General features: G+C 54.0%; 8 protein-coding genes. 1 reads left to right on the top strand and 7 read right to left on the bottom strand.

The window, feature by feature from the left end:
- Window positions 1–50: 50 nt before the first annotated feature.
- The 3 genes from IE090_RS14120 to fabB form a co-directional block, all read right to left on the bottom strand.
- A complete protein-coding gene (locus IE090_RS14120; RefSeq protein ID WP_189389212.1) occupies window positions 51–1064 on the bottom strand; it encodes an amino acid ABC transporter substrate-binding protein in 1014 nt (337 codons plus the stop codon).
- 363 nt (window positions 1065–1427) lie between these two features.
- Window positions 1428–6323, bottom strand: a complete 4896-nt coding sequence (locus tag IE090_RS14125; RefSeq protein ID WP_189389216.1) for an ATP-binding protein — start codon at window positions 6321–6323, stop codon at window positions 1428–1430.
- Between the two features lie 176 nt (window positions 6324–6499).
- Entirely contained in the window at window positions 6500–7717 is a 1218-nt protein-coding gene (gene fabB / locus IE090_RS14130; protein ID WP_189389219.1) for a beta-ketoacyl-ACP synthase I, read from the bottom strand.
- A 225-nt stretch (window positions 7718–7942) separates the two neighbouring features.
- Between fabB and IE090_RS14135 the strand changes: the two genes are divergently transcribed.
- Window positions 7943–8194, top strand: a complete 252-nt coding sequence (locus tag IE090_RS14135) for a hypothetical protein (RefSeq protein ID WP_189389222.1) — start codon at window positions 7943–7945, stop codon at window positions 8192–8194.
- On the opposite strand, the gene IE090_RS14140 is transcribed toward IE090_RS14135, so the two are convergent.
- From IE090_RS14140 to IE090_RS14155, 4 genes are all read right to left on the bottom strand, one after another.
- Window positions 8169–8933 carry a phosphatase PAP2 family protein gene (locus tag IE090_RS14140; protein ID WP_189389225.1) on the bottom strand — a complete coding sequence of 255 codons (765 nt, stop codon included), beginning with the start codon at window positions 8931–8933 and terminating at the stop codon, window positions 8169–8171. The genes IE090_RS14135 and IE090_RS14140 overlap by 26 nt on opposite strands.
- Window positions 8923–10506 (bottom strand): ArnT family glycosyltransferase, encoded by a 1584-nt coding sequence (locus IE090_RS14145; protein WP_189389227.1) that lies wholly within the window; start codon window positions 10504–10506, stop codon window positions 8923–8925. Before IE090_RS14145 ends, IE090_RS14140 begins: the two co-directional genes overlap by 11 nt.
- Window positions 10499–11545 (bottom strand): glycosyltransferase family 2 protein, encoded by a 1047-nt coding sequence (locus tag IE090_RS14150; RefSeq protein ID WP_229815782.1) that lies wholly within the window; start codon window positions 11543–11545, stop codon window positions 10499–10501. Before IE090_RS14150 ends, IE090_RS14145 begins: the two co-directional genes overlap by 8 nt.
- A 103-nt stretch (window positions 11546–11648) precedes the next feature.
- A complete protein-coding gene (locus tag IE090_RS14155; protein WP_189389232.1) occupies window positions 11649–12590 on the bottom strand; it encodes a lysylphosphatidylglycerol synthase transmembrane domain-containing protein in 942 nt (313 codons plus the stop codon).
- Between the last annotated feature and the right edge of the window lie 4 nt (window positions 12591–12594).

Raw genomic sequence — 12594 nt, forward strand, 5'->3', positions numbered from 1 at the left:
ATAATAAAGCCCGCCCTTAAAAAAGAGCGGGCAAACTGTGTTAGCAGTGTTTAGCGAATTGGGTTGGAGTAGAGGATGCCGCCTTTATTCCATTGCGCATTAAGACCGCGTGCAATTTGCAGTGGTGAGGACATGCCAACATTGCGTTCAAAGATTTCGCCATAGTTGCCGACCTGCATGACAATGTTTTTAGCCCAGTCTTTGCTTAAGCCCATTTTTTCACCGCTGTCACCTGTGGTACCCAACAGACGCTGTTGCTCAGGGCTGCCGCTTTTGGCCATTTGCTCGGCGTTGGCGCTGGTAACGCCTAAATATTCGGCTTCAATCAGGGCGGCTAGGGACCATTTGACGATATTAAACCAAGCGTCGTCACCTTGGCGCACTACAGGGCCCAGTGGCTCTTTGGAAATCACTTCTGGCAATACCACGGCATCGGATGGGTTTTTCAGGCCAATGCGAATGGCGTACAGCTGTGACTGATCAGAAGTCAGCACGTCACAGCGGCCGCTTTCGAAACCGGCGCGGGTTTGATCTGAGGTGTCGAACGTGACGGCGGTATATTCCATGTCATTGGCGCGGAAATAGTCGGCCAGGTTCAGCTCGGTGGTGGTACCGGCCTGAATACAGACTGCAGCGCCATTCAGCTCAAGAGCACTTTTAACCCCGATTTTTTTTGACACCATAAAACCTTGGCCGTCGTAATAGTTAACGCCAGCGAAGTTAAGCCCCAATGAGGTGTCGCGGGTATGAGTCCAGGTGGTGTTGCGCGACAAGACATCGACTTCGCCTGACTGCAGTGCGGTAAAACGCTCTTTGGCCGTTAATGGCTTGTAACTTACCTTGCTGGCATCACCTAACACAGCGGCTGCCACAGCTCGGCACACGTCAACATCCATGCCGCTCCATTGACCTTTTTCATCTTTTTGCGAAAAACCTGCTAGGCCTGTGCTCACACCGCAAGAAAGGGTGCCGCGCTTTTTGACGTCCTCCAGCGTGCCCGCGGTGGCGGTGGTGCTGATGCCCAGTGCCAGGGTGGCTGTCAGAATAGAAGCCAGTTTTTTCATGCTGTGATTCTCCATGGTTTTTATGTGCCCAGAATAGGGCTGTTGCTCTGTGACTTTGAAGCCTTATCGAAGGCAGTATCAAATACAGTGCCAAGGTTATTATTCTGTTGCAGTCATCGCTGCTGGTTGGTTGTTTTGTGATCTGTTTTTGGGTTTTCGGGCGACTAAGCCCAGTGGGACCACTCAACCAGCACAGTCACGATTGTGCTGTTGTTCACTAGACACGCAGACCTGCGACAGGTCAACCGGCAAAAAAAGCCGGTTGTTGTTTAATGATGGTGCAAATGGAAGAAGGGTGTGCAGTTTCTGCGCACAAAAAAGCGCCCTCTTGGGGCGCTTGGTAACACGGCTGGCTAAAGAGGCCTATTCGTTGTTGCTAACTGGTTTGACAACGAATAAAAGATCACCTTGGTTCACTTGTTGGCCATCGGCATTCATGATGCGAGTGACTTTATAGCGCTGTGTGGCTGGATACAGCTCGGCATCCGCGCGGTTAAACTGTGCCAGCGTCATCGGCGTGAACATTTTCATGGCTTCCATCAGGCACAGCGTTTGGCCGACCTCAATGATATCGCCCTCACGCACAAAGGCTGGCTCCGTCGGAGAGGGGGTACCGTAGAAAATACTGGTGGATGGCGACAGCACTTTCAGTTCATCCGAGCCTTCGATGCGCAGGGCGCTGGCATCGACAGCGTCGGCACTTAAGTCGGCTGCTTGCTCGATGTCGGCAATTAATGCATCGACGTCTAAGCGCTGCAGCAGTTTAGGTAAGTAGCCGGTGTCGTACTCGCCGTGGCAGAACACGTCGTCATCCAGCACACGTTTGAGTAGGGCGATGTTGGTGCATACGCCAGTGATGCGTACTTCATCCAAATAGCTGCGCAGCTTGGCGATGGTGTCGGCGCGGTCTTTGCCGTAGCAGATGATTTGCACCACCATGCTGTCGTAGAAAGGCGATACTTGCTTACCTGGCGCTGCCATCGAGATCAGCTCAATATGATCGTACTCTGGCAATACGCATTCACGAATGGTGCCTGGGTTTGGCACAAATTCAACTTTATCGCCTTTGATCACGGCTTTTTCTGCATTGACCCGTACCTCAATGGCGTAGCCATTGGATTTTGGTTGCAGTTCAGCAATGTCTTTGCCTTCGGCAATACGGAATTGCTCGCTGACAATATCAATACCAGACACCAGCTCTGTTACCGGGTGCTCGACCTGCAGTCGAGTGTTCATTTCCATGAAGTAAATCGACATGCTATCGAGGTCAAAAATAAACTCGACGGTACCTGCGCCCACATAATTAACGGCATCGGCCAGTTTTTCGGCATAGTCATAGGCCGACTGCTCCAGCTCGCGTGGCAGCATGGTTGAGCCTGACTCTTCGAAAATCTTCTGGTTGTTGCGTTGTACTGAGCAGTCACGTAATCCAAGAATGCGGGTATTGCCGTGGCTATCACGCAGTACCTGCACTTCAATATGGCGCAGCGAGGTAACGTATTTTTCTAGGTAAACATCGCCATTACCGAACGCTGCTTTGGCTTCGGTGGAAATCTGATGGAATAGGGCGTGAATTTTATCCGCCGACTCCACCACCTGAATGCCTTTACCGCCACCGCCATGCACGGCTTTTAATAATACTGGGTAGCCAATTTCCTCCGCCACATTGGCGGCGTTAGCGGAGCTGGTCAAAATGCCATGGGAGCCTGGCACGACCGGCACTTTAACGCCCATGGCCGTGTTAATGGCGTTGGATTTATTGCCCATGGTTTCCATCGACGACACTGGCGGGCCAACGAAGTTGATATCGTGGTTGCCACATAGCGCAGCAAATTGGCTGCTTTCAGATAAAAAACCAATGCCCGGGTGCAGGGCGTCGATTTGCTCATGGGCAGCAACGCGCAATACGGATTTGGCATTGAGGTACGATTCGTCTGGCGTATTGCCGCCAATGCAAACCACGCGGTCTTGTGGCCCCAGCATATCGACGGGCACTGAGTCCATGTCTGGGTCGGACTGAACCAGCACCACTTTAATGTCATTTTCTTGCGCTTTGCGCACCAGCTTAACCGCAGTACAGCCACGTGCGTGCACTAAGACTTTATCGATTTTGCCGTATTTTTTCTGCTGGTTGGCCATTTCGCCGGTATCGGGTACTAGGCGCTCGGCGTCTACATAACCTTCGAGTACGCGCTCTAGCACGTCGTCTACTGTATGGCGGGCGACGGGCATGTCTGGGTCGATGGCGCGCAGTTGTTCATCCAAATCCTCAAAGAATGGATGCTGCACCAAGCCATGCATGGCGTGCGGCGACACCGACAAATAATTCGACAGTGTGCAAGTGCTCGGCAAGTAAGACGGCACCACAATTTGTCCGGCAAATGGCATGTTGGTGCCAGAGAAATAATAGGTTTGCGCCAGTGGGTGAGTCACAAAGCTGGCCTGTGCACCACCGGTGCAATCGCCAAAACCAAAAATGACGATGGGCAAATCGTTATCGCGCACAAAACGTGTAATGCGATCGTTAACGATGGCCATAGAAAACAGGGCTGCTGCCCCTTCTTTGGTTTGCATGCCACCAGAAGAAACAAAGCACACGATGGGCAGTTGACGCTTGGCGCACTCCACCATCAGTTTGCAGAATTTCTCGGCGCTGGCCATATCAAAAGCACCGGCTTGGAAATCCAGATTAGACACCAGTGCACCGACTTGTTGCTCACGCTCACCGATTTTGATAGTGCCAATACCGGTAATGACGCCGCAAGGTTTAATGTTTTTATTCAGTGCTGCTTCAATGGAAGCGCGAAAACCTGGGAAGCCGACCGGATCTGCCGACATTAAATTGGCATTGAGCTCTTCGAAATCGCCGAAGAAGCGCTCCAGCAAGGCGTTGGCCGAGGTCTTTTTCTGGCGCTTGGTGTTATCCAGAACCTGTTGAATCAACAGGTCGTGGTAGGCCATGGTCAAGCGGTTCCAGAAGTCTTTGCGGCGACCAATGGACACAGGAATAATGCGGCCGTTGTAGCTTTTGCCTTCTTGCTCGGCCGCGTGATACTCCGCCAGTAGTTTTTCAAAAATAAAGGTGATGACCACAAACAGGGTGTCGGATAAGCGGGGGAAGGCCAGTTTTTTCCACTCTTCAACCGACTTCAGGAAGGCGCCACGGTTGCCACTCTTAATGAAATAGCTCAACCAGTGGTTAAAGGATTCACGTTCTTGCGGCGTATAGCTATCACCTGAGGTGGCTTCGGCCAGCGATTGATCCAATAACGCTTTCACCGACTCGCGTGACAGGCTGCGGCTTTCATTGGCTTCTTTCGCCACGTTGACCAGATTGCTGATGAAGTTGTCATACAAACGGCCAAACACCAGCATGTTCTGACACACCTGGCTGAACTCATAGCGCAGCTCATCGTGCAAAATGGCATCCAAAATGGTGATGTCTGGATGCGCTGGGTCTTGAATGCTTTCTTGGCGGAACTGAATATAAGGCGCCAGCGCTTCTTCTAAAATGCGGCGGTTGGCTTCGACTTTGACGCTGACAATGCTGCCCACCAAGGCTTGGGTGCGAGTCGACAGTTTCAGTTCGTTGCGAATGTCTTCTGGAATTAAGTCGCTGTTCAATACGCTGTTGAGCGCCGCAGCCAGAGACTGCTTTAAATCCCCTTTTTGGCGTTCTTGGGCCAGCGCCTGAGTAATGTCTTGGCGCGTTTCATGCGGCAGGCTGTCGCGAATATAGACCGCCAGCGGGTGAGGGTTTTTTTCAATAAAGTCGGCTACGGCGACGGCATCGAGAATGTCGTTGGCGCGCAGCATAAAGCGACTTTGCTTGTAGTCTTCCAGGTAGTTGAGCAAACCTTGGAAGTTCACGCTGGCATCGGATTTCCAGCGATTAAATAAATATAAGCCGAGGTTGAAGCACAGCTCTTGCTTGGCTTTTAAGTAGTTGTTTTTGGGCTCGCCCAAAAATAAGCGGGCAATGGTCGAGCGGCTTTCATCGCGCTCTTCATACTTGCTCCAGAACGACTTCCAGCTTTTGTGCAGCGTATCGTCGTAAACGATTTTTTCGGGTGCTTGCAGCCAATTACGGAATTTGCGCTGAGCCTCGCGCTCCAGGCGTTGTTGCAACTGGCCTTCGGGCACCTCGTTTTCAGCCAAACGGCCGTAGTTTTCCACCGTGGTGGCATGAATGCGGCGACGCAAACTGAGGTAACGAGTGTACTTGTAGGTCAGGCCAAAAATGTTCAGGTGCTCAGTCGGGGTTTGCGCGAGAAAGAAATTAGAGGCCTGTTCCAGCGCGACCAATTTTTCTGATGGCGATAAAAAGCGCTCGACCGAGCGCTGATAATGTTCCATTAAATAGGGGTTGCTGCGAGCAAAATCGGCAGCACTGGCTTCAATGGACTGAATGCCGGTGACAATGGCTTGATGCAGATTAAAGCGTTTTTCATCGGCATCCGTGGGCGCATAATCGATAATGCCATCGATGATGCCGGCTTTGCGCAGCTCATAACCGCTGACGCCGACGTACTTGGCACATTCTTGCCAAGACAAATTGTACTTGCGCGAAATGCTCGCCAAGCCCTGCGGCTGAATGGTATTGAAAATGCCATCGCGGACCGACAATAAAATATTGCTGGTGGCCAAAGGAATGGCGCCGCCGGAGTAGCCAGCCCCCCAAATAATGCCCAGCACCGGCACTTCATTGTTGGCCATTTCGGTGATTAAGTGCGAAATCGAGTGCGCTTGGTTATTGGCATTGGCCACTTCGCCAGCATCGGCCCCAGGCGTGTCGATGAAAGTCACAATCGGCATGGCACGGCGGGCGAATGCGCGCGCCTGTTGGGCGGCACGATTATGATGCTGCGGGCCCCAGACACCGTTGGCGTGCTCGCGGTTTTGACAAATAAAACCGACACGGCGCACTTGGCCAGCAAAATCCATGTCGGCTTCGCAGGTGTACAAAGGGCCATCTTCGACTTCGGTAATGGTACGCAAAATCAGATGTTTGACGATGGCCTTGGCGCTGGTGCGTGAGGCACTTTCGCTGGGCGCAACCACCTGTTCGATGTAGTCGTCGATGTTGAGCTGGCGTAAGCGTTTCAGCTCGGCCTCACACTGGGTTGGCGCCACCAAGCCTTTAACACTGTGGTCAACGGCGTTGTCTTCGTACTCAGGGAAAAGTGAAAAATCCGCCGATAATTGCTCGGCGATCAAAAAGAGTTGGTCTGTTTGTGTGTCGCTGTTCTGTGCTGTCATTGTGTCCGATATCCATACAAAACAAAGCACGCACAAATAAGCAGCCAAAGTCCGATGAAACAGAACCGCTTATGTGTGCGTCTGGTCAGGTTGGCGTCGCCTAGGCGGGTGGCCACCGTTCAGTGACCACTCGTTGCCAGGTAGGCATTAATCGCCCCTATGGACGCCCGAGTATGTCATTTTTGTACCGCTTGGAAAACCAAACTCGCGTTGGTTCCACCAAAACCAAAACTGTTCGACATTACCGTGCGTAACTGGGCCTCACGATTGCGGGTAACTAGGTCAAAGCCTGCGGTTCCTTCGTCCGGATTAGTAAGGTTGGCGGTGCCGGTAATAAACCCGTGTTCCATCATTAATAGGGTGTAAATGGCTTCTTGCACGCCGGCAGCACCCAATGAGTGACCGCTGAGTGACTTAGTTGAACTGATCGGTGGGCACTGGCCGTTAAAGGCATCACCACAGGCTTTCAATTCAGTGATGTCGCCCGCTGGCGTGCTGGTGCCGTGAGTGTTGAGGTAATCCACCTGTGGGTTGCCCGCCATTTGCAATGCCATTTGCATGCAGCGAGTTGCACCCTCGCCCGAGGGCGCGACCATGTCGGCACCGTCTGAGGTGGCGCCATAGCCGGTCAGTTCGGCGTAGATTTTGGCGCCGCGCGCCACGGCGTGTTCGTATTCTTCGACTACCACCATGCCGCCACCGCCAGCAATAACAAAGCCGTCACGCTCGGCGTCATAAGGGCGTGAAGCGGTCTCTGGGGCATCGTTATACTTGCTCGACAGTGCGCCCATGGCGTCAAACTGCATGCTCAGTGCCCAGTGCTCTTCTTCACCGCCGCCGGCAAACACCACGTCTTGCTTGCCTAATTGGATCAGCTCCATGGCGTGGCCAATGCAGTGGGCGCTGGATGCGCACGCTGAGGTAATGGAGTAGTTCACCCCTTTGATGCTAAAGGGCGTGGCCAAGTTGGCTGAGGTGGTGCTGCCCATGGTGCGAGTCACGCGATACGGCCCGACTTTGCGAATGCCTTTGGCGCGCAAAATATCGACGGCCTCAACGATGTCGCTGGTGGAGGCGCCGCCAGAGCCGGTTAACAAGCCGGTGCGCAGGTTGCTGACTTGCTCTTCGCTGAGGCCGGAGTCGGCAATGGCTTCTTTCATCGACAAATACGCGTAGGCCGCTGAGTCGCCCATAAAGCGCTTGAGTTTGCGGTCGATGTGCTCATCCAGATCAATTTGCGGCCGGCCCGCAACCTGGCTGCGAAAGCCTAGCTCCTCGTATTCAGCAATGTGCCGGATACCCGATTGCTGAGATTGCAGTGAGGCCAGCACCTCATCCTTGTTATTGCCTAGGCACCCAACGATGCCGATACCTGTGATCACCACGCGACGCATAATGTAACTCTTATTAAAGTGTATTGGTTGCTCCGGAACCCACCGGACGCGCCCAGCATAATACGGCTGGATTGAGGTAATATTGCAGCCGCATGTGATAAGGCCGAATCATCCACAGTTGGCGGGTTCTGCCACATGGCGGTCACTATAAAGCAGTGACGAAACGGGCAAAAAGAAAAATATTGTTAAGTATTAAGAATTAATCGGAAAGCTTGAGGGGTATTTGTGATGAATGGTCAAGATATGCGCTGGCACAAAGCACAGCAGTTACTGGACGAAAATGCCCTAGATGTGGCCACCATGGCAGCCTGCTTAGGGCAGGCAGAGGACAAACTGGAGGGAATGCTCGGAGCTGACCCTCGCCGCGCTATTCCCGACAAACTCGCCCGTCTGATGGAGCAAACCTTCAGCAAGCCTGAAGGCTGGCTCGACCAAGGCGATGACGGTGGTATTAGCTACGACCTGTTTGGCGAATAAGCTGCCAAAGCGGCCACCAGACTTTACGCATGGCGACGGCCAGTGCCAGCAGCGCACTGACAACGGTGAGCAGCTGCGTATCTGGGTAGCGGTCGTCGTGAAAGATCAAGGCGACGCTGGCCAGTGTCAGCAGTAGCAGGCTGGTAAAGCGCCAGCCGTTGCTGTTGATCCAAGCTTGGCGCTGTGACCACCAAACGCAGATCCAGGCCGTCAGCAACCCCAGTGCACCGCCTACCAACACATCCAATGGCCAGTGAGCACCGACGGCGATGCGGCTGAAGGCGGCGAGGGCGCCGACGGTTAAAATCAATATTCGCCAAGAGCGCCAATGCAGCGCCAGCAAGCCAGCTGCTGCCATGGCGGTGAAGGAATGGCCGGAAGGAAAGCTGTGATTACGAAGCGTTGGCCCAATGATATGAAACACATCCGCACCCAGCACTTGTGCTGGGCGTCCTAAGTCGAAGCCCTGCTTACCTGCATGCACGACCACCGCACCCAGCAACAGCAACAGCAGTGCTTGGCCGAACAGCTGTGGCCGATAACTGGCGGCAATCAGCAATGCTGCTACTGCCCAAAGCGTATCTGCCAGCAGGGTCAAGTTGGCCCATAGCCAATCTGGTAATAGCTGAGTCTGCTGGTTGAGCCATAAAAAGCTGGCAGTGTCGTTGCCTGTGACATAGACCCAAGCGGCGATCAGCAGCAGCGCCAGTGCCAGCAGTGGCGATAGCTTATCCGTCATGGTGGCTGTCTTTGGCTGGTACAGCGCCATCGTCTAAGCGGCGCACAATCACTATCGGGCCGGACTGAAACAGCACTTCATGCTGCTCCATTTCAACGCGATCCTCACGGCCATAACCGACTTCGCCAGGGTTTAAATCACGGCGCTCGGTGACGCGATTCAAATACACGTTAAAACTGGGCATATCGATGGATTGGGTGTACACAGGCTCGTTCAACAGTCGAGCAAACTGCGCCGCTTCCCACACTGGGCGTTGCTGCGCTTCGCTGGCGGCGGGCACCAAGACCAACCATACAAACATGGCTTGAATACCGCCCACCAAAATAAGCGTCATCCACGGCGCTGCTCGGCGTAGCAAGAAGATAATCAGCAGCGAAAGAATGCCCGCCCCAGCGGCGATGGCAGCAAACTGCAGATTGATGTACTCCGCTGCGCGCTGTGCCACAGCGACTTCAATCGGGTTGGTTAAGCGCGCTTCGATGCTCGGCACCAGCAATGGAAAGGCCGCCATCAAGCCAAAAAACAAGGCCGGGAAGGCAGCGGCCAGCCAGCGACTGCGCAACCACTCACGGTGGCGCGCCATCAAAATGATCAGCGGTGTGCAGCCATACAGAATGTAGTGCGGCAGTTTGGTGCTGGCGAGAGAAAACAACACCAACACCACTAAAAACCAGATCCATAAAAAGCGATCCAGCGTGTTTTTGCCGTCTTCATCGCCATGACGCAGATGTTTTAAGCTCGGCAAAATACGCAGCAACAAGCCGCCAAAGGGCGCAAGTACAAACGGCAGCACTAGGGGGTAAAACAACAGGCCACCGTCGTGTCCTTCCATGGCGTCATTAAAGCGGTTGACGTTGTGCTTGAGAATAAAGCCGTCGATAAAAGCCTGGCCTTGGTCGAGATAAATCAGCACATACCAAGGCGCGGCAATGGCCAAAAACAGCAGCCAGCCCGGAAAATAAAACAAGGCTTTGATTAGCTGTGGACGCAGGCCTGAGCTGAGGAAATACAGGCACGCGGTCAGCAATGGAATAACCACGGCCACCGGCCCTTTCGTTAGCGTGCCCAGCGCCATCAGAGCGTAAATGACCAGCAGCAAACGGCGCGATGGCGCTTGGCTGTAGTGATAAATGCACAATAAGGTCATTGCCAAAAACATATTGAGCACGCCGTCAGCAGTGGCCACGTGGGCGATGGCGTTAATGCCCAGAGCGGTGCCTGCCATCAGAGCGGCAGCGACAGCGGTGGCTTCGTTCAGGTAGCGGCGGGTAAAGAAGAAAATCGCCAAACACCAGAAAATGCCAGCCAGAGCAGAGGGTAGGCGAAAGGCCCATACCTCGATATCAAACACGTAAATAGAAGCCGCTTGCAGCCAATAAATTAAAATCGGCTTATCAAAGCGCAAACGATCATTGAGATACGTGGTGATAAAATCGCCACGCTCAAACATACCGCGGGTCGCTTCGCTGAAAGCACCTTCATCGTGATCAAACAGCAAATAGCCGTTCAGGTTTAAGAAAAACAAGCCGGCCAATGCCGGCAGCAGCCACCAGGGAAACTGTAACTTACGCATTAGAGGTGTCGTCGCCTTCGCTCGTCGCTTTAGGTTGCGCCCAGTCGGCCTCGGGTTGCTCACCGTGTTCGTCTTCTTCGCGACGGTAAATGGCATATTGCTGGCGCTGGGACGATTCGAAGTATGTGCGCGAAATCAGCTCAGACAAGACACCGGTTGTCAGGAACTGCAAGGCAGCAATGACACACACCACGGCAATTAAAAATAGCGGTCGAGTGCCGATGTCTTCACCCAAAATAAATTTCACAAAGCCCAAATGCAGCATCAGCAAACCGCCAATGGAACCGAGCGCCAAGCCGATGGAGCCAAAGAAGTGGCCAGGGCGGGCACGGTAGCGCATGAAGAAATACACCGACAGCAAATCCAAAATAACGCGGAAAGTGCGTGAAATGCCGTACTTAGATTCACCCGCCACGCGGGCATTGTGGGTCACCACAATTTCGCCGATGCGGCTCGGTGGCACGACGGCAGCCACCCAGGCAGGGATAAAACGGTGCATTTCGCCATATAGGCGCACTTGTTTGATGACCGAAGAACGATAAATTTTCAGTGAGCAGCCGTAGTCGTTGATGCGCACGCCAGTAATCTTGCCGATTAAGCGGTTGGCAATGCGGGAAGGGATTTTACGCAGCACCAGATCGTCTTGGCGATCTTTGCGCCAGCCCGTCAGTAAGTCTAAATCGTTGGCCAGCAAGTGGTCGACCATGCGCGGAATGTCTGCAGGGTCGTTTTGCAAGTCGCCATCTAGGGTGGCGATCAGCTCGCCGCGCGCTTCATCAATGCCGGCTTGCATGGCCGCGGTCTGGCCAAAGTTACGGCGCAGTTCCACCACGCGCACATGGCGGCCATAGCGCTCGGCCTCGCTGTGTAAGGCTTGGGGCGTGCCATCTGAGCTGCCGTCGTCGACCACCAGCAATTCCCAGCTGCCGCGATAATCGGCCAGCCCTTCGTGCACGCGGGCCACCATGGCAGAAACGTTTTCTACCTCATTAAACATAGGGATAACAACAGACAGGGAGGGAGTTGGCGACTGGCTCAAAACGATTTCCACTTTGGTTAGTAACAGCGATGGCAGACCAAACGCCCGCCGATGCGCGATCATACCGAAAAGGTCGGATCGGTAAAACTAAGGGCGAGCTGGCTTAATGGTGTGTTGCATGGGTGTTGCCAGTGCGCGACAGCCAAGGGCGCAGTGCAGCCACAAACAGCCCTGTCAGCGCAAAGGTACAGCCCAATACAAACAAATGCAGGTTGACCGCTGCGGCCAGCGCGTCGATGCGGTTGATGCCCCAAGGCAGTAAGCCTGCCAGAACACCGGCTTCATAGGTACCGGCACCGGCCACGCCGTGAATGGGCAAGACGCTGCTTAACTCACCACTGGTAGCACCGATCCAAGCCTGATGGTAAGGAATGGGCAAAAATTGGCCCAGCAGCCAGGCAAATACCGCCAGTTTCAAAGACCAGTTCAACAGCGTCCACAGCAGCGCTCGGGTAAACGGCCACGGCGACTTGGGCAGTGCATGCAGCAACTCCACCACCTTATCTGACCAGTTAGACGGGTGGCGTTGCAGCCAATGGGCTAAGGCGTTTTGCAGCGGCAGCACCAGCAGCGGGGCGATGATCAACAAGGCACTGAGCGCGAACCGCCAGTGGGCGTCGAGGGGCAACAGACTTTGCAAACTGACGGCCGCCAGCGCCAGCAGTGCATACAAATCCAGCAGCCTGAGCCACAGCAAAGCCGGCACGCTATGTCGATAGGGCAGTTGGAAGTGGCGCTTCATCAATAATGGAAACGCCGACTCGCCACTGCGCATGGGCAATAAGTTGTTGAAAAAGTTGTGCACCACGGTGATGTGCAGCAGGCGTGGAAACTGGCCCTGACAATAATGATGAAAAAAATCGAAAAAGCGCAGCGCGCGCAGCCAGTAACTTAGCAGCATCAAGCCGACGGCCAAGGCCAGTGATGTGGGTGGAATGGCTTGCCACGCAGCTAACACGGCCAGCCAGCCAAAGTTTTGCTCGACCACCCACACCAAGCCCAGCAACAACAGCAGGCCAAGCCAGAATTTCCACGATGACAGCACAGGG

It is taken from the genome of Bacterioplanes sanyensis (assembly GCF_014652515.1).
Taxonomy (GTDB): domain Bacteria; phylum Pseudomonadota; class Gammaproteobacteria; order Pseudomonadales; family Oceanobacteraceae; genus Bacterioplanes; species Bacterioplanes sanyensis.